Below are 23,742 nucleotides of genomic sequence, written 5' to 3' on the forward strand. Positions count from 1 at the left end.
CCGGGAGGCGGGCCTTCGGCGCCGCCGGGTCACGCCGTGGTCATCAGCAGCGGCCGGGCGCGCTCGCGCAACTCCGCCACCCGGGGTTCGTCGCCGTAGGGCTCCAGCCGGTGCAGCAGGTCCTTGACGTACTCGGTGGTGCGGGCGGAGGAGATGCGGCCCGCCACCTCCACCGCGCGCACGCCCTGCTCGCAGGCCGCGTCCAGGTTGCCCGACTCCAGTTCGGCGACCGCCGAGACCACCAGCCGCAGCCCGTGCGAGCGCACGAACTCCTCCGTCGGCTTCGACAGCGCCTGCTCGGTGAAGCGGCGCACCTGGCGGGGCGCCTTCAGGTCGCGGTAGCACTCGGCGGCGTCGGCGGCGAAACGGTCGTAGGAGTAGAAGCCGAGCCAGGACGGGTCGCTGTCGCCCGGCCGGGAGCGCTCCAGCCAGCTCTCCGCCGACTTCAGGGCGGCCCCGGCCGCCTGGGCGTCCCCCGCGCGGGCGTGCGCGCGGGCCTCGACGAGGCGGAAGAAGCTCAGGGTGCGGGCGGTGGCCAGGCCCCGGTTGCGCTCCAGCGCGGCCTGGGCGAGGTCCACGCCCTCGTCGCCGAAGCCCCGGTAGGTCGCCTGGAGGGACATCGATGCCAGGACGTACCCGCCGAGGGGGACGTCGGCCGCCGCGCGGGCCAGGCGCAGCGCCTGGATGTAGTAGCGCTGGGCGGCCTCCTGCTGGCCGGTGTCGAAGGCCATCCAGCCGGCGAGGCGGGTGAGCTCGGCCGCGGCGCCGAAGAGCGAGCGGCCCACGTCGTCGGAGTAGGAGCCGAGCAGCAGCGGCGCCGCCTCCACCCGGAGGCATTCGGGCACCATCGAGGAGCGCCAGTCGCCGCCGCCGTACTTGGAGTCCCAGCGCCGGGCGTCCTCGGCGGCCTCGCGGAGTTTGCGCACATCGCTGTGGCCGACTTTGAGCGGTGCGCCGGCTCCGTCGGCCGGGTTCACCTCACGCGCCACCGAGCTGTCGGCCGGGGTTATCAGCCAGCGCGAGGCGGGCGTGGCGTAGGCGCTCACCGCGAACGACCCGGCGAGCGACTGCCAGATGCCGCCGGAGCCGGCTCTGCGGCCGGCGAGGTCCAGCCGGTACAGCTCCGTGGCGGACTTCACCGCCTGTCCGACGTCCCGGGGGAAGGCGAGGCCCACCTCGGGTGCGGGATCCGCGTCCGCCAGGCCGATCTCGTGGAGCGGCACGGGTCGCCCCAGCTTCTGGCCGATCGCGGCGGCGATCAGGTGCGGGGCGGCGCCTTGCGGCACCATGCCCTTCGACACCCAGCGCGCCACCGACGTCTTGTCGTAGCGAAGTGTCAGTCCCCGCTGGGCGCCAAGGTCGTTGACGCGTCGCGCGAGGCCTGCGTTGGAGATTCCCGCGAGGGCGAGAACGGCGCCGAGTTTTTCGTTCGGCCCGCGTTGCTCCCTGGACATGCGCCACCCCTCGACACAGACGGCTGCCGCGCTGGCATAACCACGCGGCATTCGTAAACCCAGCGTAGTTCGCCGCATCCCAAGCGTTAAGGGGCATTCTTCCGGATGGCGGGAATGTGGTCCGTACTGAAGTGCGGGTCCGATACGCGCAGTTGCGGCGCGCTCCCGGTGTGTGGCCGTGCGCCTGCGCGTGCGCTCTTCTCCGGCCATCGCGGGAGCGGTTCCATGGTCGATGCGTGGGTCGGCCCGCTGTACTGGATCCAGTGGGCTGGGGGACACCGCCGCCTTCATCCCCGCGGGCGGCGGAACGGTCCGGGAGGCGTGCAGCGTCTCCCGGACCGCGCGACGGTCCAGCGGTGCGCAGAGCCTGCACGGAGCGTGTTCGAGGAGGGCCTCACCGCTTCGAATTGGCCGAAAAACGATCCCTGCCCTTCCCGGTGGATCTCCGCTTCTACCATGGCAGTTGACGGCGCGTTGGGGATCTCGGGGGCGCGCTGTGGGGGCGCATTCGCGTCGCAGTGGCGTGGGCCGTCGCCCGGCGCCGGTACGGTGAGTGCCTTGCGGCGGCCCCCTGTTCGGGGCAGGGGCGGTGTATCCGCCGGGGCGCATGCGACGGGGCACATACGGCTCCGGCACCCCTCCTGAGCGCCTCCTTCATGGCAGCATGGGGAACCGGTTCGTACGGTGCACTGGTTGTCCACAGCCTGTGGAGGCGGCGATGCGGTGGTTGGTGGGATGGAGCAGCACCGCCGCGGGCGCCATGGGATTCGGCCCCCACGGCTCCGCCGGCGCCACCGGGTTCGACGGCGAGACCCTGCACCCCGTGGGCTCCCAGCTGCTGTGGGGCGACCCCGACCCGCTGTGGGCGGTCGGCGACTGGCGCCCCGACGAGGTGCGGGTGGTCACGGCCGACGAACAGACCCGGATCGCCGTCCTCGGCACCTGCGGCGCCTCCGACGAGCAGCTGCGCGTCGCGCTGTTCGCCGCCCGGGGCGGGGCGCTGCGGCACCTGACCGCCTGGCCGGGCAGCTACACCGCGATCGTCCAGGTCGGCAGGAGGGTCACCGTCTGCGGTGACCTCGCGGGCGCCCGGCCGGTCTTCCACACCCCTTGGGCGGGCGGCACGGCGTACGCGACCGCCGCGCTGCCGCTCGCCGACCTCATCGAGGCCAACCTCGACTTCGGGCACCTCGCCGCGCTGCTCGCCGCCCCCGACGTGCCCGCCGCGCTGCACGACTCCACGCCGTACGACGGCGTGAAGCGCGTTCCGCCGGGGCATGCGCTGATCCTGCGCGCCGGGGCGCGCGAGATCGCCGGGTACGAACCCGTCGCCTCGCTCGCGGTCGCCGCCCCGCCCGCCGACCCCGACCGTGCCGTGGACGCGGTGCGGGACGCGCTGGTCGAGGCCGTGCGGACACGGCTGGCCGCGCCCCGGCACGTCCCCGGCGCCGACATCGACCCCGGACCGGTGCCGGGTATGGGCCCGGCCGAACGGCGCGCGGCGCGCGGGACGCCGGTGCCGGGGATCGGGGCCGATCTGTCCGGCGGGCCGGCCTCCGGTGCGCTGGCGCTGCTGGCCGCCGGGCTGCCCGGGAGACCGGGGACCGTACTCGGGCACGGCACGGGGGCGGGGGAGCGGCTGCTGGCCGTCACCTTCAACGACCTGGCGGTGGGCGGGACCGCCGGCGGGCGGGACGACGACGAACTGGAGCGGGCGGGCGCGCTGGCGGCGAACCCGCGGCTGCACCACGTGGTGGTGGCGGGCGGCGAGGAGACGCTTCCCTACGTCGAGCTGGACGGGCCGCTGACCGACGAGCCGGGGCCCTCGCTGGTGTCGGCCGCCCGGCACCGGGCGCGGCTGGCGGCGGGCAGCGCGGACCATTTCACGGGGTACGGGGCGAAGCAGGTGCTGGACGCGCATCCGGCGCGGCTGGCAGATCTGCTGATGGACCGTAAGCGGCGGCACCTGGTGCGGCCGGTCGCCGCGCTGGCCAAGGCGGACGGGTCCGTGATGGTGCCGGCGCGGGTGTACGCGGCGGCCCGGCGGCTGGCCCGCACGCCGTACCGGACAGGGCTGGAGAGCCTCGCGGAGCGGCTGCTGCACCGGCGGCTGGACGGCGACGGGCCCGCGGGGGCGGCGGACGCCTCGCTGGCCGCGCTGACCTGGGGCAGACCCGGGCCCGCGGCGCGCTGGCTGACCGGTGAGGCGCTGGCAGAAGTATCGGTTCGCCTCCAGGCGTCGACGCGGCGGTCGGACGTGGGGCCGGGGCAGCGGCCCGGTGACTTCCGGGCGCGGGCGGCGCTGGCCCGGCACGCGGCGGATCTGCGGGTGCTGGAGCAGGCGGCCGAGATCCGCTTCCAGCGGCTGCACGCGCCGTTTCTGGACAACCAGGTCGTGCGGGCGTGCCGGGCGCTGCCGGAGGCGCTGCGGGTGCAGCCGGGGGCGCGGGCGTCGATCCTGCGGTCGGTTCTGGAGGGGGCGGGGGTGCGGGAGCTGCCGGCGGGGTGGGGGGCGCCGGGCGTCGCCACCTCGGGGGTGGCCGCGCGGGCGGGGCTGCGGGTGGCGGCCGGGTCGCTGATGGCGCTGTTCGACACGCCGCTGCTGGCGGAGGCGGGGCTGGTCGAGGCGCGGGTGGTGCGCAAGGCGTTGCGGGGGGCGGCGGAGGGGGAGCCCCTGCCGCTGGACGGGCTGGCGGATCTGGTCGCGCTGGAGGTGTGGCTGCGGCGGTTGCTCGCCCGGCGGGGGACGTGCTGGACGGGGACGCCGGCACGGCAGCGGGCGGTGCCGGGTGGGATCGCTCCGCGACGGGGGGCGTTGGGGGCGGCCGGCGCGGGGGGTGCGGCGCGGTGACGCGCCGGGTGTTCGGACGGTAGCGCCCGCGGGCCCGCGGGCCGGTGGGTGGGGCCGAGGCGGGTGCTGGGCGGTAGTGCCCACGGATGGGCGGGCCCCGGGTCGGTGTTCGGGCGGTGGCGCTCACGGATGGTGGGCGGGCGAGGCGGGTGTTCGGGCGGTTGCGCCCACGGCCGGTGGGTGGGTCGGGGCCGGGGCGGGGGTGTCCGTCCCCGGTCCGGCGCGGAACGGGTCACTTGAGAAGTGTGGGGTGCGGACGCGCCGACCACTGCGGGCGCACACCCCCGCCCCGTCCCCTCCGCGCCGTACGCGGCCATCGCCGTTCACCTGTGGCGGTCGCCTGCCGCTCACTGCGGGCAGTCGTGCCGCTGGGGCGGCACGGGTGGGCGCGGCGGCACCCCGTAGGCGCCGGGTTGCGCGACACCCCCCGCCCGCCCCCACGGCTGGGTCGCTCAATGAACAGACGTGACGGATACGCCCGTACGACTTACGCAGGCCGTGAGCGCAGCCCCTCCAGCAGGATGTCCAGCAACCGCGCCGACGCCGCCGCCTGATGCGCCGCGTCCGGCAGGGACGGCGCCGCCGTGGCGATCACCAGCAGTACGTCCGACACCGAGACGTCCGGCCGCAGCTCCCCCGCCGCACGGGCCCGCTCCACCAGCTGCCCCACGACATCGAGGAGCTGCGCCGCACCGGCGTCGTCCTCCGGCGCGCCGCCGGCGGGCGCCGGATCCTCCGGCACCAGCCGCAGCTCACCGGCCGGCTGCGTCCTCTGCTGCGGCAGCCGCGCCTGGTCGGACGGACCGTGCTCCTCCGCCACCCCCACCCGCAGCACCTGCGGCGGCAGCAGCCGGCCGGCCCCCGAGGCGACCGACGTGCGCAGGAAACGGGACAGCGCCGACCACGGCTCGTCCTCCTGGCCGAGCGCCGCACGCGCCTGGTCGGTCAGCCGGGAGGTCTCCTCCTCGGCGATCCGCCGCACCAGGACGTCCTTGCTCGGGAAGCGCCGGTACACCGTGCCCACACCGACGCGCGCGCGGCGGGCCACGTCCTCCATCGGCGCGCCGTAGCCCAGCTCGCCGAAGACCTCACGCGCGGCACGCAGCACGTGCTCCAGATTGCGCTGGGCGTCCACGCGCAGCGGTGTCGTGCGCGGACCGTCCGCGCGGCCGTTGCCCGCCGGGGCGCTCATCGTGGCGCCGGTCGTGGCAACGGAAGACCAATGAGAGTCCTGAACATGCATACGTCTTCCCCCGGTAATGACGTCTCCCCCCGGAGACTTCTCCCCGTCATCGATGGCCGGGGCGTGCGGGACGGGCCCGGCCTTTCGGCTCCGCCCGTCGCGGATCCGATGGGCGCATCCCCCTACACCCCGTCGACACACGAACATAGTTGAGAGGGGGTCAATTCAGAAGAGGCAGACTCCGCACGGAGTGCCCCTCGATCGGAGTACGGGTGGTATACGTCCTGAATGTACCCGGGGATGCGGAGTGATTCACCCTGGCTGACCTGTGGGTATTCCGTCAAGGCTGGTGAATCGGCCAACCCGGTGCGCGGAGGCCGTCCGGTCACACAATTGGTCGAGGCTGTGGACAAACGCAAGCGACGGGTGCGTCATGGGATGGTGAAGGAACGTGCGCGCATTCTCGTTGTCGGCGGCGGCTACGTCGGGATGTACACGGCCCTGCGTCTGCAGCGGAAGCTGAAACGGGAACTCGGGCGGGGCGATGCAGAGATCACGGTCGTCACCCCGGATCCGTACATGACGTACCAGCCCTTCCTCCCCGAAGCGGCCGCCGGTGCCATTTCGCCTCGGCACGTCGTCGTACCCCTGCGTCGTGTCCTCGACCGGTGCCACGTCGTCATCGGCGAGGCGACCGCCATCGACCACGCCGGACGCACGGCCACCATCAGCACGCTCGCCACCGACGAGGAGGGCACCGGCGGCCGGCGGATCGCGTACGACGAACTCGTCCTCGCGCCCGGTTCCGTGTCGCGCACCCTGCCCATCCCCGGCCTCGCCGACCACGGCATCGGCTTCAAGACCGTCGAGGAGGCCATCGGCCTGCGCAACCACGTCCTCGAACAGATGGACATCGCCTCCTCGACCCGCGACCCCGCCATCCGGGACGCCGCCCTGACCTTCGTCTTCGTCGGCGGTGGTTACGCGGGCGTCGAGGCCCTCGGCGAGCTGGAGGACATGGCCCGCTACGCCGCGCGGTACTACCACAACGTCCGGCCCGAGGACATGAAGTGGATCCTCGTCGAGGCCTCGGACCGCGTCCTGCCCGAGGTCGGCGAGGAGATGGGCCGCTACACGGTCACCGAACTGCGCCGGCGCAACATCGACGTACGCCTGGAGACGCGGCTGGAGTCCTGCGCCGACCGGGTCGCCGTGCTCAGCGACGGCTCACGCTTCCCCACGCGCACGGTCGTGTGGACGGCGGGCGTCAAACCGCACCCCGTCCTCGCCGCCACCGACCTGCCGCTGAACGGGCGGGGACGCCTGAAGTGCACCGCCGAGCTGGCCGTCGACGGGGCACCGCACGCCTGGGCCGCGGGGGACGCCGCCGCCGTCCCCGACGTCACCGCGCGGGAGCCGGGCCGCGAGTGCGCCCCCAACGCGCAGCACGCCCTGCGCCAGGCCAGGGTCCTCGGCGACAACATCGCGCACGCCCTGCGCGGCGAACCGCTGGAGACGTACGCCCACAAGTACGCCGGCTCCGTCGCCTCCCTCGGACTGCACAAAGGGGTCGCCCAGGTGTACGGGCGCAAGCTCAAGGGCTACCCCGCCTGGTTCATGCACCGCACCTATCACCTCAGCCGGGTGCCCACCGTCAACCGCAAGGCGCGGGTGGCCGCCGAGTGGGCCCTCGCCGGGCTCTTCAAACGGGAGATCGTCTCCCTGGGTTCACTCGAACACCCCCGGGCGGAGTTCGAACTGGCGGCCGGTGGAAAGCCTTCTCAAGACCCCCCGCACAACCCGAAGGGGTCGTCCTGACCGGACCCAGGAACTCCACCGGCCGGGGCGGCGTCTGACGGATGCCGGCCCGGTCGGCACCCTGCCAGACTGGTCCACCACCGCGGGCGGGCCCCAACCCACCCGGTGCGGGCCCCCGGGCCCCGGCCGGTCCCGGTTTCCGGCCGCCGACAACTACACGAGGCAAGGATTCGTGAACTTCACGCGCTGGAGCGCCCGGCTCCCCGGAACGCAGCGCCGCGCCGCAGCGCGGACCGAGCACACGGTCTCTCCGGACCGGCCGGGAGAGGGCTCCGTGCCCGCCGCCCGCGCCGAACAACTCACCGACGACGTACGGCCCGTACCCGCCGTCGACGAGCTCGGAGTGCGCGAGGTCCTGGACCGCGTCCCCTCCCTCGTCGCCCTGGTCCACGGCCCCGACCACCGCATCGCCTACGTCAACGACGCCTACACGGCGGCCTTCGGTGCCCGCCCGCTCGGCGCCCCCGCCCGCGAAGCCCTCCCCGAACTGGAGGAGCTGGGCCTGCTGCCCCTGCTCGACCAGGTCCTGCGCAGCGGCAAGCCCCGCACGGTGAAGTCCCGCCGGGCACCCGACGGCCGCTCCTACACCTTCACCTGCACCCCGGTCACCGAGGGCGTCGGCCGCGGAGTGCTGGTCTTCGCCACCGACGTCACCGACCACGCGGAAGCCGCCGAGCGCCTGCGCGCCAGTGAACGCCGGCAGCGCGAGACCGCCGTCACCCTTCAGCGCTCCCTGCTGCCCCAGGAGCTGGAGCAGCCCGACGACCTGCGCATCGCCGCCACCTACCACCCCGGCGGCACCGAGGCCGCCGTCGGCGGCGACTGGTACGACGTGATCACCCTGGGCGGCGGCCGCACCGCCCTGGTCATCGGCGACGTCATGGGCCGGGGGGTGCGCGCCGCCGCCGTCATGGGACAGCTCCGCACGGCCGTCCGCGCGTACGCCCGGCTCGACCTCCCCCCGCACGAGGTGCTCCAGCTCCTCGACGGCCTCGCCATGGAGATCGACGCCAACCAGATCGCCACCTGCGCGTACGCCATCCACGACCCCAACGAGGGCAGCCTGGTGTACGCCTCCGCCGGCCACCTGCCCATCCTGGTCCGCGACGAGACCGGCTCCGTCCAGCGCGCCGACGAACCGACCGGCCCCCCGCTCGGCACCGGCGGCTGGATGCACACCTCCGGTTCGATCCCCCTCGGCCCCGGCTCCACCGCCGTCCTCTACACGGACGGCCTGGTCGAGCGGAGGAACGAGGACCTGGACGAGGGCATCGCCGCCCTGGAGCGCGCCCTGGCCGGAGCCACCGGCACCCCGCAGGTGGTCTGCGACCGCCTGGTCCGCTCCGCCGGAGTGACCCCCGACCACGACGACGACGTCGCCGTCCTGGTCCTCCAGCATCCCGCCCGCAAGGGAGCCGAGAGCGAGCTCTTCCGCAACGCCGCGCTGGAACTGCTCGGCGGCGTCGAAGCGGCCCCCCGCGCGCGTGCCTTCGCGTCCGGGGTGCTGACCAGCTGGCGCTTCCCCGCCGAACTGCACGACCTGGGCGTCCTGGCCACCAGCGAACTGGTGGCCAACTCCCTCCAGCACGGCACGCCCCCGATGCGGCTGCGACTGCGCCGCACCGACCGCCGTCTGATCATCGAGGTCACCGACGGGGACGACCACCTGCCGCGACGCCGCCGCGCGGAACCGGGCGACGAGTCCGGCCGGGGCATCGCCATCGTCGCGACGATCGCCTCCCACTGGGGCAGCAGACGCACGCCGGGCGGCGGCAAGGCGGTCTGGTGCGAGTTCGTCCTCCCGCAGCCCGCCCTGCGGTGAGACCGCGACCGGCGCGCGCGGATCAGGCGTGCGCCGGCGCCTGCCCGGCCGCCGCGCCCCCTTGTGCCACCACACGGCTCCTCGCCGCCGACGGCTGGTCCTGCACCTCCGTGAGCTGACGTCCCAGCCGCACCGCCAGCACCGTGATCCCCAGCGAGAACAGCACGAAGACCACGATGTACGGCGCGTGCAGCGACGCACCGAGCGGCCCGCCCACCGCCGGACCCACGGCCAGCGCGAGCTGCTTCACCAGGGCGAACGCCGAGTTGTACTGACCGGCCATCCCGGTCGGCGCGAGATCGGCGACGAGCGGCGCCAGCGTCGGCGACAGCATCGCCTCACCGAGCCCGAACAGGGCGTAGGTCGAGATGAACGCGGCGGTCGCCATCGCCTGGCTGCCGCCCCCGAGCCCCGCGTACCCGGCCACGGCCCAGGCCACGGCCCAGAGGAGACCGACGGACGCGATCACCCGGGACCGCTTGCGCCGCTCGACGAACCGCAACACCGCGAACTGAGCAATGACGATCACCAGGGTGTTCGCCGCCAGCGCCGTCCCCAGCGCCGACGTCGAGATCCCGGCGGCCTCGACGCCGTACGCGCTCAGGCCCGACTCGAACTGTCCGTAGCAGGCGAAGAACAGCACGAAGCCCAGGACACACAGCTGCACCATGGCGCGATTGCCCAGCAGCTGCTTCCAACCGGCCCTCGCCGACTCCACCGGAGCGTCCGTGATCCGCGGCGCACGCGGCATCCGCACCGTCGCCATCACCACGACCAGCAGCAGGAACATCGCCGCCTCGAGCGAGAAGAGCAGGGTGAAGGAGCCGGCCTTCGTCGGGTCCACCAGGTGACCGCCGATGAGACCGCCGACGCCGAGCCCGAGGTTCTGCAGGAAGAACTGCGTGGCGAACGCCCGGGACCTGGTCTCCGCCGTGGAGCAGTCCACGATCATCGTCGCGAGCGCCGGCTGCGTCACGGCCTGACCGGCGCCGAGCACCGCCGCGGACACCAGGACGGCCCCCGCACCGCTCGACAGCCCCAGGCCCAGCGCACCGACCGCGGCCGTGACCAGGGCGACGAGCAGCACCGGCAGCGGACCCCGCCGGACGATGGCCCGCCCGGCGAACGGCAGCACGATCAGCGCGGCCACAGCGAAGACGGCGAGTACGAGACCCGCCGTCATGGCTCCCAGCCCCCGCACCTGCGCCACATAGACGTACAGATACGGAACCGTGAAGCCCAGCCCGAAAGCGCTGAGTGCGTTGCCCACGTGGATCCGGCGCATCGCCGCGCCCATCGCCCTGGTCACGTTCACCTCTCTCACTAGTTAGGTATGAAGAGTTAGAAGCTAAAGTTCGATGCTAAAGAGTACACAGGGAAGGACTTCAAGGCAAAGAGACGGCGTGCCATACTGCGGCCATGGGCGACACCTCCGGCCTCGGCGAGCCGACACTCGAAGAGCAGATCGCCGCCTACCAGCGCGAGTTCCGCGACCTCGACCCCCAGGTCGAGAAGATCGTCAACGCGCTGTCCCGGCTGAACCGCCGCATGAACGTCGCCTACGGCCGCCAGACCGCCGAGCTCGGCATCACCAACGCCGACTGGGAGGTCCTCAAGGCCCTCGTCCTCTCCGGCGCCCCGTACCGCATGGGCCCCAGTGACCTGGCCAAGCGACTGGGCCTGACCCCGGCCGCCATGACCCACCGGATCGACCGCATGGTCACCGAGGGTCTGGTCACCCGGGAGCGGGACGAGAACAACCGGGTACGCGTGATCGTCGAGCTGACACCGCCCGGCCGCGAGAAGTGGCTGCAGGCCATGCGCATGGCCTCCGTCTTCGAGGAGGACCTCCTCCAGGACCTCGACCCCGACGAGCGGACGACCCTGGGCGAGGTCCTCATCCGTCTGCTCCGCCGGGTCGAACACGCCCAGCCGGACGCCGGCGGGCGCCTCACCGACCTGGACTGAAGACGGTGAGGGAGGGAGCTTGACAGCCCCCTCGCCGATCCGTAAGGTTCTTCGGGTTGCCGCGGGGCCTTAACGGTTCTTCGGCGGCACCTTCCGCCGCATGAGCGGCACTCAAAACCCCAGCACGACCTCCCAGTGGGAACGATTTCGGCGTGCCCGAATTCAATTCCGCCCCTCGATTTGGGAAACACGGAGAGAGTCCGCTAAGGTTTGAGACGTCGGAACGGCCCAGCGGCCGGGAAGACAAACCCCGCTGACTGGGGGTCAGGCCGAGAAAAGGATCTGATAGAGTCGGAAACGCAAGACCGAAGGGAAGCGCCCGGAGGAAAGCCCGAGAGGGTGAGTACAAAGGAAGCGTCCGTTCCTTGAGAACTCAACAGCGTGCCAAAAGTCAACGCCAGATATGTTGATACCCCGTCCATCGGACTTCCGATGGTCGAGGTTCCTTTGAAAAAACACAGCGAGGACGCTGTGAACCGGAGGATCATTCCTCCTCCGGTTCCGCTCTCGTGTGTGCGCACCGGATTACCGGTAAACATTCACGGAGAGTTTGATCCTGGCTCAGGACGAACGCTGGCGGCGTGCTTAACACATGCAAGTCGAACGATGAACCACTTTGGTGGGGATTAGTGGCGAACGGGTGAGTAACACGTGGGCAATCTGCCCTGCACTCTGGGACAAGCCCTGGAAACGGGGTCTAATACCGGATACTGATCATCTTGGGCATCCTTGGTGATCGAAAGCTCCGGCGGTGCAGGATGAGCCCGCGGCCTATCAGCTTGTTGGTGAGGTAATGGCTCACCAAGGCGACGACGGGTAGCCGGCCTGAGAGGGCGACCGGCCACACTGGGACTGAGACACGGCCCAGACTCCTACGGGAGGCAGCAGTGGGGAATATTGCACAATGGGCGAAAGCCTGATGCAGCGACGCCGCGTGAGGGATGACGGCCTTCGGGTTGTAAACCTCTTTCAGCAGGGAAGAAGCGAAAGTGACGGTACCTGCAGAAGAAGCGCCGGCTAACTACGTGCCAGCAGCCGCGGTAATACGTAGGGCGCGAGCGTTGTCCGGAATTATTGGGCGTAAAGAGCTCGTAGGCGGCTTGTCACGTCGGTTGTGAAAGCCCGGGGCTTAACCCCGGGTCTGCAGTCGATACGGGCAGGCTAGAGTTCGGTAGGGGAGATCGGAATTCCTGGTGTAGCGGTGAAATGCGCAGATATCAGGAGGAACACCGGTGGCGAAGGCGGATCTCTGGGCCGATACTGACGCTGAGGAGCGAAAGCGTGGGGAGCGAACAGGATTAGATACCCTGGTAGTCCACGCCGTAAACGGTGGGCACTAGGTGTGGGCGACATTCCACGTCGTCCGTGCCGCAGCTAACGCATTAAGTGCCCCGCCTGGGGAGTACGGCCGCAAGGCTAAAACTCAAAGGAATTGACGGGGGCCCGCACAAGCGGCGGAGCATGTGGCTTAATTCGACGCAACGCGAAGAACCTTACCAAGGCTTGACATACACCGGAAAACCCTGGAGACAGGGTCCCCCTTGTGGTCGGTGTACAGGTGGTGCATGGCTGTCGTCAGCTCGTGTCGTGAGATGTTGGGTTAAGTCCCGCAACGAGCGCAACCCTTGTCCCGTGTTGCCAGCAGGCCCTTGTGGTGCTGGGGACTCACGGGAGACCGCCGGGGTCAACTCGGAGGAAGGTGGGGACGACGTCAAGTCATCATGCCCCTTATGTCTTGGGCTGCACACGTGCTACAATGGCCGGTACAATGAGCTGCGATACCGCGAGGTGGAGCGAATCTCAAAAAGCCGGTCTCAGTTCGGATTGGGGTCTGCAACTCGACCCCATGAAGTCGGAGTCGCTAGTAATCGCAGATCAGCATTGCTGCGGTGAATACGTTCCCGGGCCTTGTACACACCGCCCGTCACGTCACGAAAGTCGGTAACACCCGAAGCCGGTGGCCCAACCCCTTGTGGGAGGGAGCTGTCGAAGGTGGGACTGGCGATTGGGACGAAGTCGTAACAAGGTAGCCGTACCGGAAGGTGCGGCTGGATCACCTCCTTTCTAAGGAGCACTTCTTACCGAGTCCTTCGGGGCGAGGTCAGAGGCCAGTACATCAGCGAATGTCTGATGCTGGTTGCTCATGGGTGGAACGTTGACTACTCGGCACACTTGACCAGCTGGTCTTCCTAGTACTGCTTCGGCGTGGAACGGAATGACGAGTGGTGAGTGTGTCGGGCACGCTGTTGGGTGTCTGAGGGTATGGCCGTATGGCTGCCTTCAGTGCCGGCCCCAGTGCACTCGGGATGTTGTCCCGGGGTGATGGGTGGTTGGTCGTTGTTTGAGAACTGCACAGTGGACGCGAGCATCTGTGGCCAAGTTTTTAAGGGCGCACGGTGGATGCCTTGGCACCAGGAACCGATGAAGGACGTGGGAGGCCACGATAGGCCCCGGGGAGTCGTCAACCAGGCTTTGATCCGGGGGTGTCCGAATGGGGAAACCCGGCAGTCGTCATGGGCTGTCACCCTTGCCTGAACACATAGGGCAAGTGGAGGGAACGCGGGGAAGTGAAACATCTCAGTACCCGCAGGAAGAGAAAACAACCGTGATTCCGGGAGTAGTGGCGAGCGAAACCGGATGAGGCCAAACCGTATGCGTGTGAGACCCGGCAGGGGTTGCGTATACGGGGTTGTGGGATCTCTCTTTTATGGTCTGCCGGCCATGAGACGAGTCAGAAACCGTTGATGTAGGCGAAGGACATGCGAAAGGTCCGGCGTAGAGGGTAAGACCCCCGTAGTCGAAACGTCAGCGGCTCGTTTGAGAGACACCCAAGTAGCACGGGGCCCGAGAAATCCCGTGTGAATCTGGCGGGACCACCCGCTAAGCCTAAATATTCCCTGGTGACCGATAGCGGATAGTACCGTGAGGGAATGGTGAAAAGTACCGCGGGAGCGGAGTGAAATAGTACCTGAAACCGTGTGCCTACAAGCCGTGGGAGCGTCGGGATGGAGCTTGCTCCATCCTCGTGACTGCGTGCCTTTTGAAGAATGAGCCTGCGAGTTTGCGGTGTGTTGCGAGGTTAACCCGGGTGGGGTAGCCGTAGCGAAAGCGAGTCCGAATAGGGCGTTTCAGTAGCACGCTCAAGACCCGAAGCGGAGTGATCTAGCCATGGGCAGGTTGAAGCGGAGGTAAGACTTCGTGGAGGACCGAACCCACCAGGGTTGAAAACCTGGGGGATGACCTGTGGTTAGGGGTGAAAGGCCAATCAAACTCCGTGATAGCTGGTTCTCCCCGAAATGCATTTAGGTGCAGCGTCGCGTGTTTCTTGCCGGAGGTAGAGCACTGGATAGGCGATGGGCCCTACCGGGTTACTGACCTTAGCCAAACTCCGAATGCCGGTAAGTGAGAGCGCGGCAGTGAGACTGTGGGGGATAAGCTCCATGGTCGAGAGGGAAACAGCCCAGAGCATCGACTAAGGCCCCTAAGCGTACGCTAAGTGGGAAAGGATGTGGAGTCGCAGAGACAACCAGGAGGTTGGCTTAGAAGCAGCCACCCTTGAAAGAGTGCGTAATAGCTCACTGGTCTAGTGATTCCGCGCCGACAATGTAGCGGGGCTCAAGCGTACCGCCGAAGTCGTGTCATTCACATATGAGGGCCAACGCCTGTGTGGATGGGTAGGGGAGCGTCGTGTGCCGGGTGAAGCAGCCGCGGAAGCGAGTTGTGGACGGTTCACGAGTGAGAATGCAGGCATGAGTAGCGATACAAACGTGAGAAACGTTTGCGCCGATTGACTAAGGGTTCCTGGGTTAAGCTGATCTGCCCAGGGTAAGTCGGGACCTAAGGCGAGGCCGACAGGCGTAGTCGATGGATAACCGGTTGATATTCCGGTACCCGCTGTGAAGCGTCAAACATCGAGCATCGTGATGCTAAGGCCGTGAAGCCGTTCCGGACCCTTCGGGGAAAGGAAAGTGGTGGAGCCGCCGGCCCAAGCGGTTAGTAGGTGAGTGATGGGGTGACGCAGGAAGGTAGTCCATCCCGGGCGGTGGTTGTCCCGGGGTAAGGGTGTAGGACGTCAGGTAGGTAAATCCGCCTGGCAATAGTCTGAGACCTGATGCCGAGCCGATTGTGGTGAAGTGGATGATCCTATGCTGTCGAGAAAAGCCTCTAGCGAGTTTCATGGCGGCCCGTACCCTAAACCGACTCAGGTGGTCAGGTAGAGAATACCGAGGCGTTCGGGTGAACTATGGTTAAGGAACTCGGCAAAATGCCCCCGTAACTTCGGGAGAAGGGGGGCCACGTCCGGTGAGAGCACTTGCTGCTTGAGCTGGGGGTGGCCGCAGAGACCAGCGAGAAGCGACTGTTTACTAAAAACACAGGTCCGTGCGAAGCCGTAAGGCGATGTATACGGACTGACGCCTGCCCGGTGCTGGAACGTTAAGGGGACCGGTTAGCTTGGATTCGTCCGGGCGAAGCTGAGAACTTAAGCGCCAGTAAACGGCGGTGGTAACTATAACCATCCTAAGGTAGCGAAATTCCTTGTCGGGTAAGTTCCGACCTGCACGAATGGCGTAACGACTTCTCGACTGTCTCAACCATAGGCCCGGTGAAATTGCACTACGAGTAAAGATGCTCGTTTCGCGCAGCAGGACGGAAAGACCCCGGGACCTTTACTACAGTTTGATATTGGTGTTCGGTTCGGCTTGTGTAGGATAGCTGGGAGACTTTGAAGCGGCCACGCCAGTGGTTGTGGAGTCGTCGTTGAAATACCAGTCTGGTCGTGCTGGATGTCTAACCTGGGTCCGTGATCCGGATCAGGGACAGTGTCTGATGGGTAGTTTAACTGGGGCGGTTGCCTCCTAAAGGGTAACGGAGGCGCCCAAAGGTTCCCTCAGCCTGGTTGGCAATCAGGTGTTGAGTGTAAGTGCACAAGGGAGCTTGACTGTGAGACCGACGGGTCGAGCAGGGACGAAAGTCGGGACTAGTGATCCGGCGGTGGCTTGTGGAAGCGCCGTCGCTCAACGGATAAAAGGTACCCCGGGGATAACAGGCTGATCTTCCCCAAGAGTCCATATCGACGGGATGGTTTGGCACCTCGATGTCGGCTCGTCGCATCCTGGGGCTGGAGTCGGTCCCAAGGGTTGGGCTGTTCGCCCATTAAAGCGGTACGCGAGCTGGGTTTAGAACGTCGTGAGACAGTTCGGTCCCTATCCGCTGTGCGCGTAGGAGTCTTGAGAAGGGCTGTCCCTAGTACGAGAGGACCGGGACGGACGAACCTCTGGTGTGCCAGTTGTTCTGCCAAGGGCATGGCTGGTTGGCTACGTTCGGGAGGGATAACCGCTGAAAGCATCTAAGCGGGAAGCCTGCTTCGAGATGAGGGCTCCCACCTCCTAGAGAGGGTAAGGCTCCCAGTAGACGACTGGGTTGATAGGCCGGATATGGAAGCACGGTAACGTGTGGAGTTGACCGGTACTAATAGGCCGAGGGCTTGTCCTCAGTTGCTCGCGTCCACTGTGTTGGTTCTGAAACCACGAACAACCCCACGTCCACAGCGTGGTGCGGTTGATTGTTTCATAGTGTTTCGGTGGTCATAGCGTAGGGGAAACGCCCGGTTACATTCCGAACCCGGAAGCTAAGCCTTACAGCGCCGATGGTACTGCAGGGGGGACCCTGTGGGAGAGTAGGACGCCGCCGAACAATTTTTATAGAGAAAGCCCCCGTGCCCTTCGGCACGGGGGCTTTCTGCGTTTCAGGACGGTTCGACGAGCCGTGTGTCGTAGGCCAGGATGACCGCCTGAATGCGGTCCCGGGAGCCGGTCTTCGCCAGGATGCGGCCCACGTGGGTTTTCACCGTGGATTCCGCGAGGTGGAGACGGGTGGCAATCTCCGTGTTGGTCCAGCCCTTGCCGATGACCGTGAGGATCTCGCGTTCCCGTTCCGTGAGGGTCGCAAGGCGCGGGTCGGGGGTGTCCGGCGCCGCGGCCGTCGGCAGGTGGTGGGCGTAGGCGTCGAGGAGGCGGCGGGTCAGGCTGGGGGCCACGACCGCGTCCCCGGTGGCCACCGAGCGGATGCCGGAGAGGAGTTCCTCCGGTTGGGCGTCCTTGATGAGGAAGCCGGAGGCGCCCGCGCGCAGGCCCGCGTGGGCGTACTCGTCGAGGTCGAAGGTCGTGAGGATGAGGACGCGGGTGCGGCCGCCGGCGGTGACGATGCGGCGGGTGGCCTCGATGCCGTCCAGGCCGGGCATGCGGATGTCCATCAGGACCACGTCAGGGCGTAGTTCCGCCGTCATGCGGATCGCTTCGCTGCCGTTCGACGCCTCGCCCAGGACCGTGATGTCGTCCTGGCTCTCCAGGAGCATGCGGAAGCCGAAGCGCTGGAGGGGCTGGTCGTCGGCGATGAGGACCGTGGTCACTGCGGGGTTTCCTCCGGTAGGTGCAGGTGGACGCGCCAGCCCTGTTCGGGGTGGGGGCGTGGGCCGGCCTCGAGTGTGCCCCTGTACAGGGCGGAGCGTTCGCGCATGCCGGGGAGGCCGCGGCCGTCGGACGGGACCGGGGCGTGCGTGGTGGCGCCCGTGTCGGTGACGGTGACCCGGACGGCGCCCTGGTCGCCGTAGGAGAGGGCGATCTCGGCGGTGGCGTGCGGGCCGGCGTGCTTAAGGGTGTTGGTGAGGGCTTCCTGGATGACCCGGTAGACGGTCAGTTGGCGGCCCGGGGGGAGGGTGGCGCGGCCCTCCACGGTGGTGTGGACGGGCAGGCCCGCGCCGCGGACGCCGTTGATGAGCTGGTCCAGGTCGGTCAGGGTGGGTTGGGGGGTGCGTTCGGCGGGGTGGGACGTCTCGTCGTCGCGGAGGACGTCCAGGAGGCGGCGCAGTTCACCGAGGGCCTGGCGGCTGGTGGTGCCGATGGCGTCCAGGGCCTGGGCGGCACGCTCGGGGGACTTGGTGGCCGCGTACCTGCCGCCGTCGGCCAGACCGGTGATCACGGAGAGGTTGTGGCCGATGATGTCGTGCATCTCGCGGGCGATACGGGCGCGTTCGGCGGCGGCGGCGAGCCGGGCCTGCTGGTCGCGTTCGGTCTCCAGGCGGCGGGCGCGGTCGAGCAGGGCCTCGGTGTAATTCTGGCGGGTGCGGACCGTGATGCCGATGAGGACCGCCACGACGACGGACATGAGGTGCCCGCCGATCTGCTGGTTCCACTCGCCCTCCCCGTAGCGGGCGGTGAAGACGACCACCGGGGTGAGCGTCACGGCCGACGCCCACCACAGGTTGCGCAAAGGCAGCCGCAGAGCGATGTGAAAGAGGACGACGAGCTGGAGCAGAGATGCCTGGAGGGCGGTGCCGGTCCAGGAGTTGACCAGCGCGAACGGAAAGGTGGTGAGCAGGACCGCCGCCGGGTGGGTGCGGCGCCACAGGAGGGGGGCCGACAGGGCGACGCTCAGAGTGATCAGGAGCCAGCCGGGTGCGTCGGGGTTGTGGGTGATGTAACGCCAGCCGCCGTCGGCGCAGTCGATGAGGGCGGCCGTCACCCAGAAGCCGGTGAAGTGCAGGTCCCACAGCAGCGGGTGGCGCCGGTCGAAGGCGCGCACCCGCTGGTTGACGCGTTGCGTGTACTGGGTGAGGGGTTCGGTCGGCCGGTCCCCCGTGGGTGCCCCCTGGTCGTTCGCCACGGGGTCCATGGTGGTGGGTCCGGCCGCCCGGGGGAACACGGTGGGCGGCACGTCAGACGTCCCGGCGGCGCAGGGTCGCCGCGGCCGCGGTGAGGGAGACCGCCGCCCACAGGGCGAGGGCGAGCAGGGCCGCGCCCGGGGAGGTCGTGCCGGGTCCGGACTGGGCGGCGGTGACGGACTCCAGGGCCTTCGCCGGGAAGTACCGCACGGCGTCGTCGACGACGGCGTACGGGAGCATGCGGAGCAGCTCCGGCAGGATCATCACCAGGCCGATGTAGACGCCGGTGGCGATGGGGACGGAGCGGGTGACGGCGCCGAGGCCGAGGGCCATGACGGTGAGGAGGGCGAGGGCCGCCGCGTTGCCGGTCAGGCCGCGCAGGACGCCCGGGTCGCCGAGGGCGGCCGACTGGTCGGTGTCGCCGAGGAAGGACTGGGCCAGGGGGAAGGTGAGCAGGTTGGTCCACAGGCACAGGGCGAAGGCGACGGTGGCCAGGACGGCGGCCTTGGACCACAGCACGGGCAGACGGCGCGGTACGGCGGTCATGGTGGCGCGGATCTGGCCGGTGGAGTACTCGCCGGCGGTGGCGAGGATGCCCAGGACGGCGAGGTTGAGGGTGGCGAACTGGGTGCCCAGGAGGACGAAGACGACCGTGTCGAGGCCGCCCTCGCCGGTGCCGTCGTAGGCGGCGCTGATGCCGACGCCCATGCCGAGGGTGAGGACGCCGGTGGCGGCGAGGGTGAGCCAGGTGGAGCGGAGCGTCCACAGCTTGTGCCATTCGGAGCGCAGGACACGGGCCGGGGTCACCCGGTACGGCGGGGCGGCGGTGGTCATGCGGCTGCTCCTTCCGGGGCGGCGGTGTACTCGACCGCGTCGTGGGTGAGTTCCATGAAGGCCTCCTCCAGGGAGGCCGTGTTCGGGGTGAGTTCGAAGAGGGGGATGCCGTGGGCGGCGGCGGTGCGGCCGATGTGCTCGGCGTCCGTGCCGTGCACGGTGAGGCTGCCGGGGGTGTCGGTGGTGACGGTGAGCCCGGGTGCGGTGAGGTGGCGCACGAGGGTGGCGGCGTCGGGGGTGACGACCTTGACGGTGCCGGCGCCCGAGCGGCGTACGAAGTCGGTGACCGTGGTGTCGGCGAGGAGCCGGCCGCGGCCGATGACGACCAGGTGGTCGGCGGTGAGGGCCATCTCGCTCATCAGGTGGGAGGAGACGAGGACGGTACGACCCTCGGCGGCCAGGGACTTCAGCAGGGTGCGGATCCACAGGACGCCCTCGGGGTCCAGGCCGTTGACCGGTTCGTCGAGGAGGACGGTGGCCGGGTCGCCGAGCAGGGCGGCGGCGATGCCGAGGCGCTGGCCCATGCCGAGGGAGAAGCCCTTGACCCTGCGGTGCGCCACGTCGGTGAGGCCGGCGAGGCCGAGGACGTGGTCGACGCGGGTGCGCGGGATGCCGTGGGTGTGGGCGAGGGCGCGCAGGTGCTGGAAGGCGGTGCGGCCCGGGTGGACGGAGCGGGCCTCCAGCAGGGCGCCGACCTCCGTGAGGGGCGCGGGGTGGGCGGCGTAGGCGCGGCCGCCGACGGTGGCGCTGCCCCGGGTGGGGGCGTCCAGGCCGAGGATCATCCGCAGGGTGGTGGACTTGCCGGCGCCGTTCGGGCCGAGGAAGCCGGTGACCGTGCCGGGGCGGACGGTGAAGGACAGGTCGGTGACGACGGTCCGGTCGCCGTAGCGTTTGGTGAGGTCCTGTGCCGTAATCATGCTTCGATGCTCGTCCGCGCGGGGGGCGGGGGCGTCGGACCGTCGGCCGTATTCGGGGTGAGGGGGTGGTACCCCGGTACTACGGTGGCGGCCATGAGTGCCCTGCCCTTCGAGGACTGTGTGATCCGGCCGGTGCGTGCGGACGAGTGACGTGCGGCGAAGGCGCTGCGGGACCTGGTGGCGCGTCTCGCCTTCCTGGACACGTACGAGGACGCCGTGGCCCTGCCGGACGCGTACTGGAGGGAGCGGACGGCGAACGGGGCCGAGGGCGCCCACCGTGCCGGTGGGCGGGGCGGGCGGGGTGGCCGGGGGCCGTGGTCAGACCGGCAGTTCGTCGTGCGGCCAGCGGGCTCGGCCCTGCTCGCGGGAGCGGAGCAGGGCCAGGGTGGGCATGCCCCGGTCGGCGCCGGTGGCGAGGAGCTCCGGGAGCTGGGGGAGCGGGGCCACGGCGGCCACGTCGTCCAGGACGAGGGTGAGTGGTGGGTCGAGCCGACCGGAGGATGACCGTTCGGCCATGCGCCGGCCGTGCTCGACCACGTGTGCGGCGAGGGCCGTCAGCAGGGGCATCGCGCCCGGGCTGGTGCGGGGGTCCTCGATGGATTCACCCACGACATAGAGCGTGCCCCCTTCGTGGACGAAGGAATCCAAGGCGAGGGCATCAGTTCGGTGGGGAGTGCAGGCCTCGCGCACATTGACCGTGGACAGGGCGGACAGGGCACGGGTGGTCAGCTGCTGGGCCATGTCCCGGCGTTCGGGATGTGCCGTGAGGGCCGCTTCCAGTTCGCCCGCGGAGCCGGGGGCGGCCTTGGGGTGGGTGCGGAGGATGCGGACGGCGTCGTGGACCTGGATGCCCTGGGCCCAGCGGTGGACGTGGCGGACGGTACGGCCGTCGACGGCGGCGGCGTGCACATAGCTGCGGAGCAGCGTCTCGGCGGTGTCGCCGACCGCCTGGTCGAGGCGGGAGGAGGGGCGGACGGGGGCGAGGAGCGCCGCCGCGCGGGAGGCCGCCGTGTCCTTGTGCTCGCAGCCGGTGGTGGGGGACCAGTGGAGGCGGGCGGGGGTGTCGCAGCGGTGCGTGGGGTCGTAGAGGTGGGTGGGGCCGAGTTTGGCGCGGGCGTCCTTGGTCTCGGCCCACAGGGCGGGGTTGGAGGTGAGGACGAGGGTGGGTCCCTCGGCTTCCCGTATGGCCTGGACGGCGGTTGCGTGGCGCAGGTCGGGCGGGCCGTAGTGCACCGCGGCCTCGGCACGGTGCGGTGCGCGGACGTCGGGGCGGTGGCTCCCGGTGGGGGAGGGCGACGGTGGCCGCGGTGCCTCCTCCTGCGGCGTCCTCGGGGTCGGTACCTCGTGCGGGTGAGCCGGCTCCGCCTGCCGAGGCGGCTGGGGTTGCGGTAGCGGTTGCGGTTGCGGTTGCGGCTCAGGCTTCGGTACGTCCGTCGTCCGCGCCGCGCGGCGGCGGGCCCGGCCCGCTCGCCAGCGGGCGACCGTGCCCACGACGAACACCGTCAGCACGGTCAGGATCATCAGCTGGCTGATGAACAGGCCCCAGAAGAGGCCGTAGCCGGACAGGGCGGAGGCAGGTGTGTCCGGCCAGGCGCCGGGCATGTCGTGCGGCCGGGCGACGAGGTGGCGCACGGCCAGGGGGGTGCGGGCGAAGGTCACCCCGGACGGCCAGTGCCCGTGGGCGAAGACGCCCGCGAGGCCCGTGGCCGTCCACACCATCGTGGTCAGGCCGAGGAGGAACGCGAGGACGCCGATCAGCAGCCCGTCGGGGATGCCGCCGGCCCGGCCGTGTGCGCGGTGATCGTCCGGTCTCACGCGTTCCCCCTACGCCACCGTCGATTCGGAGTCGCCGACGTGCTGCTCCACGAAGGCCGCCGCGCGTTCCTCCGCCTCCCGTTCGGCGGCGCGCAGGGCGTCGTCGTTGAGGTCGGCGGAGGACTCGGTCATCGCGCGGTCGGTGAACACCAGGGGGCGTTCGGTCTCGGTGACCAGGTGTTTGACCACCTGGACGTTGCCGTTGACGTCCCAGACCGCGATGCCGGGCGTGAGGGTCGGGATGATCTCCACGGCCCAGCGGGGCAGGCCCAGGACCCGTCCGGTGGCCCTCGCCTCGTCGGCCTTCTGGGCGTAGATGGTCCGGGTCGACGCCATCTTCAGGATGGCCGCCGCCTCCTTCGCGGCCGCCCCGTCCACCACGTCGGACAGGTGGTGGACGACGGCGACGAAGGACAGGCCGAGCCGCCGGCCGAACTTCAGCAGGCGCTGGAAGAGCTGGGCGACGAAGGGGCTGTTGATGATGTGCCAGGCCTCCTCGACCAGGAAGATGCGCTTCTTCCGGTCGGGGCGGATCCAGGTGTGCTCCAGCCACACGCCGACGATCGCCATCAGGATCGGCATGGCGATGGAGTTGCGGTCGATGTGGGACAGGTCGAAGACGATGAGCGGCGCGTCCAGGTCGATGCCGACGGTCGTCGGCCCGTCGAACATGCCGCGCAGGTCACCGTCGACCAGGCGGTCCAGGACCAGGGCGACGTCCAGGCCCCAGGCCCGTACGTCGTCTATGGCGACGTTCATCGCCTCCGCCGACTCCGGTTCGGGGTGGCGCAGTTGGTCGACGATGTCGGAGAGGACCGGCTGGCGTTCGACGATGGTCTCGTTGACGTAGGCGTGCGCCACCTTGAGGGCGAAGCCGGAGCGCTCGTCCAGGCCGTGGCCCATCGCGACCTCGATGATGGTCCGCAGCAGTGCCAGCTGGCCCGTGGTGGTGATCGACGGGTCGAGCGGGTTGAGCCGGATGCCGTGGTCCAGGGCGGCCATCGGGTCCAGCCGGATGGGAGTTATCCCCAGCTCCTGCGCGATGAGGTTCCACTCGCCGACGCCGTCCTCGCCCTGTGCGTCCAGGACGACGACCTGCCGGTCGCGGAAGCGCAGCTGGCGCAGGACGTACGTCTTCTCCAGGGCCGACTTGCCGTTGCCGGACTCCCCGAGGACCAGCCAGTGCGGGGCGGGGAGCTGTTGGCCGTAGAGCTGGAAGGGGTCGTAGATGTAGCCCTTCCCGGAGTAGACCTCGCGGCCGATGATGACGCCGGAGTCGCCGAGGCCGGGCGCGGCGGTCGGCAGATAGACCGCCTGGGCCTGGCCGGTGGAGGTGCGCACCGGAAGCCGGGTCGTCTCGACCTTCCCGAACAGGAAGGACGTGAAGGCGTCGGTGACGACGGACAGCGGATCCCGCATC

General features: G+C 69.6%; 13 protein-coding genes and 3 rRNA genes. 7 read left to right on the forward strand and 9 right to left on the reverse strand.

The window, feature by feature from the left end; translation table 11 throughout:
- Positions 1 to 29: 29 nt before the first annotated feature.
- The gene (locus FHX78_RS18135; RefSeq protein WP_145868476.1) at positions 30 to 1,454 is read right to left on the reverse strand and encodes an NsdA family TPR-like regulatory protein; all 1,425 of its coding nucleotides are present in this window, start codon (positions 1,452 to 1,454) and stop codon (positions 30 to 32) included.
- A 718-nt stretch (positions 1,455 to 2,172) separates the two neighbouring features.
- Between FHX78_RS18135 and FHX78_RS18140 the strand changes: the two genes are divergently transcribed.
- Complete coding sequence (locus FHX78_RS18140) at positions 2,173 to 4,305, forward strand: asparagine synthase-related protein (RefSeq protein ID WP_145868477.1); 2,133 nt, start codon at positions 2,173 to 2,175, stop codon at positions 4,303 to 4,305.
- A gap of 487 nt (positions 4,306 to 4,792) precedes the next feature.
- On the opposite strand, the gene FHX78_RS18145 is transcribed toward FHX78_RS18140, so the two are convergent.
- Entirely contained in the window at positions 4,793 to 5,548 is a 756-nt protein-coding gene (locus FHX78_RS18145; protein ID WP_145868478.1) for a TetR/AcrR family transcriptional regulator, read from the reverse strand.
- Positions 5,549 to 5,926: 378 nt separating this feature from the next.
- Between FHX78_RS18145 and FHX78_RS18150 the strand changes: the two genes are divergently transcribed.
- Positions 5,927 to 7,306 (forward strand): NAD(P)/FAD-dependent oxidoreductase, encoded by a 1,380-nt coding sequence (locus tag FHX78_RS18150; protein WP_145868479.1) that lies wholly within the window; start codon positions 5,927 to 5,929, stop codon positions 7,304 to 7,306.
- Between the two features lie 172 nt (positions 7,307 to 7,478).
- Positions 7,479 to 9,128 carry an ATP-binding SpoIIE family protein phosphatase gene (locus FHX78_RS18155; RefSeq protein ID WP_145868480.1) on the forward strand — a complete coding sequence of 550 codons (1,650 nt, stop codon included), beginning with the start codon at positions 7,479 to 7,481 and terminating at the stop codon, positions 9,126 to 9,128.
- Positions 9,129 to 9,150: 22 nt separating this feature from the next.
- On the opposite strand, the gene FHX78_RS18160 is transcribed toward FHX78_RS18155, so the two are convergent.
- A complete protein-coding gene (locus tag FHX78_RS18160) occupies positions 9,151 to 10,425 on the reverse strand; it encodes an MFS transporter (protein WP_145872048.1) in 1,275 nt (424 codons plus the stop codon).
- Positions 10,426 to 10,547: 122 nt separating this feature from the next.
- Here FHX78_RS18160 and FHX78_RS18165 point away from each other — a divergent pair, with 122 nt between their 5' ends.
- From FHX78_RS18165 to rrf, 4 genes are all read left to right on the forward strand, one after another.
- Complete coding sequence (locus FHX78_RS18165) at positions 10,548 to 11,096, forward strand: MarR family winged helix-turn-helix transcriptional regulator (protein WP_145868481.1); 549 nt, start codon at positions 10,548 to 10,550, stop codon at positions 11,094 to 11,096.
- Between the two features lie 538 nt (positions 11,097 to 11,634).
- Positions 11,635 to 13,160, forward strand: a 16S ribosomal RNA gene (locus FHX78_RS18175).
- 309 nt (positions 13,161 to 13,469) lie between these two features.
- Positions 13,470 to 16,589: ribosomal RNA gene (locus FHX78_RS18180) — 23S ribosomal RNA — on the forward strand.
- Between the two features lie 84 nt (positions 16,590 to 16,673).
- Positions 16,674 to 16,790: ribosomal RNA gene (rrf, locus tag FHX78_RS18185) — 5S ribosomal RNA — on the forward strand.
- Together the 16S, 23S and 5S rRNA genes form the textbook arrangement of a ribosomal RNA operon.
- 52 nt (positions 16,791 to 16,842) lie before the next feature.
- On the opposite strand, the gene FHX78_RS18190 is transcribed toward rrf, so the two are convergent.
- The 6 genes from FHX78_RS18190 to FHX78_RS18220 all read right to left on the reverse strand — a co-directional run bounded on the left by FHX78_RS18190 (position 16,843) and on the right by FHX78_RS18220 (position 23,741).
- Positions 16,843 to 17,505 (reverse strand): response regulator, encoded by a 663-nt coding sequence (locus tag FHX78_RS18190; RefSeq protein WP_145868483.1) that lies wholly within the window; start codon positions 17,503 to 17,505, stop codon positions 16,843 to 16,845.
- The gene (locus FHX78_RS18195; RefSeq protein WP_189908556.1) at positions 17,502 to 18,767 is read right to left on the reverse strand and encodes a sensor histidine kinase; all 1,266 of its coding nucleotides are present in this window, start codon (positions 18,765 to 18,767) and stop codon (positions 17,502 to 17,504) included. The genes FHX78_RS18190 and FHX78_RS18195 overlap by 4 nt, the downstream gene beginning before the upstream one ends.
- Before the next feature lie 43 nt (positions 18,768 to 18,810).
- Positions 18,811 to 19,590, reverse strand: a complete 780-nt coding sequence (locus FHX78_RS18200; RefSeq protein WP_145868485.1) for an ABC transporter permease — start codon at positions 19,588 to 19,590, stop codon at positions 18,811 to 18,813.
- Complete coding sequence (locus FHX78_RS18205) at positions 19,587 to 20,507, reverse strand: ATP-binding cassette domain-containing protein (protein WP_145868486.1); 921 nt, start codon at positions 20,505 to 20,507, stop codon at positions 19,587 to 19,589. Before FHX78_RS18205 ends, FHX78_RS18200 begins: the two co-directional genes overlap by 4 nt.
- 318 nt (positions 20,508 to 20,825) lie before the next feature.
- Positions 20,826 to 22,322, reverse strand: a complete 1,497-nt coding sequence (locus FHX78_RS18215) for a TraM recognition domain-containing protein (protein WP_145868487.1) — start codon at positions 22,320 to 22,322, stop codon at positions 20,826 to 20,828.
- Between the two features lie 9 nt (positions 22,323 to 22,331).
- Positions 22,332 to 23,741, reverse strand: a complete 1,410-nt coding sequence (locus FHX78_RS18220; RefSeq protein WP_145868488.1) for an ATP-binding protein — start codon at positions 23,739 to 23,741, stop codon at positions 22,332 to 22,334.
- Between the last annotated feature and the right edge of the window lies 1 nt (position 23,742).

The sequence above is a fragment of the Streptomyces capillispiralis genome, assembly GCF_007829875.1.
Lineage (GTDB): Bacteria > Actinomycetota > Actinomycetes > Streptomycetales > Streptomycetaceae > Streptomyces > Streptomyces capillispiralis.

What these genes read in the sequence shown, in the direction of transcription:
- FHX78_RS18135 (WP_145868476.1), bottom strand. Translation starts at nt 1,454, where the DNA reads ATGTCCAGGGAGCAACGCGGGCCGAACGAAAAACTCGGCGCCGTTCTC.
- FHX78_RS18140 (WP_145868477.1), top strand. Translation starts at nt 2,173, where the DNA reads ATGCGGTGGTTGGTGGGATGGAGCAGCACCGCCGCGGGCGCCATGGGA.
- FHX78_RS18145 (WP_145868478.1), bottom strand. Translation starts at nt 5,548, where the DNA reads ATGCATGTTCAGGACTCTCATTGGTCTTCCGTTGCCACGACCGGCGCC.
- FHX78_RS18150 (WP_145868479.1), top strand. Translation starts at nt 5,927, where the DNA reads ATGGTGAAGGAACGTGCGCGCATTCTCGTTGTCGGCGGCGGCTACGTC.
- FHX78_RS18160 (WP_145872048.1), bottom strand. Translation starts at nt 10,425, where the DNA reads ATGGGCGCGGCGATGCGCCGGATCCACGTGGGCAACGCACTCAGCGCT.
- FHX78_RS18165 (WP_145868481.1), top strand. Translation starts at nt 10,548, where the DNA reads ATGGGCGACACCTCCGGCCTCGGCGAGCCGACACTCGAAGAGCAGATC.
- FHX78_RS18195 (WP_189908556.1), bottom strand. Translation starts at nt 18,767, where the DNA reads ATGGACCCCGTGGCGAACGACCAGGGGGCACCCACGGGGGACCGGCCG.
- FHX78_RS18200 (WP_145868485.1), bottom strand. Translation starts at nt 19,590, where the DNA reads ATGACCACCGCCGCCCCGCCGTACCGGGTGACCCCGGCCCGTGTCCTG.
- FHX78_RS18205 (WP_145868486.1), bottom strand. Translation starts at nt 20,507, where the DNA reads ATGATTACGGCACAGGACCTCACCAAACGCTACGGCGACCGGACCGTC.
- FHX78_RS18220 (WP_145868488.1), bottom strand. Translation starts at nt 23,741, where the DNA reads ATGCGGGATCCGCTGTCCGTCGTCACCGACGCCTTCACGTCCTTCCTG.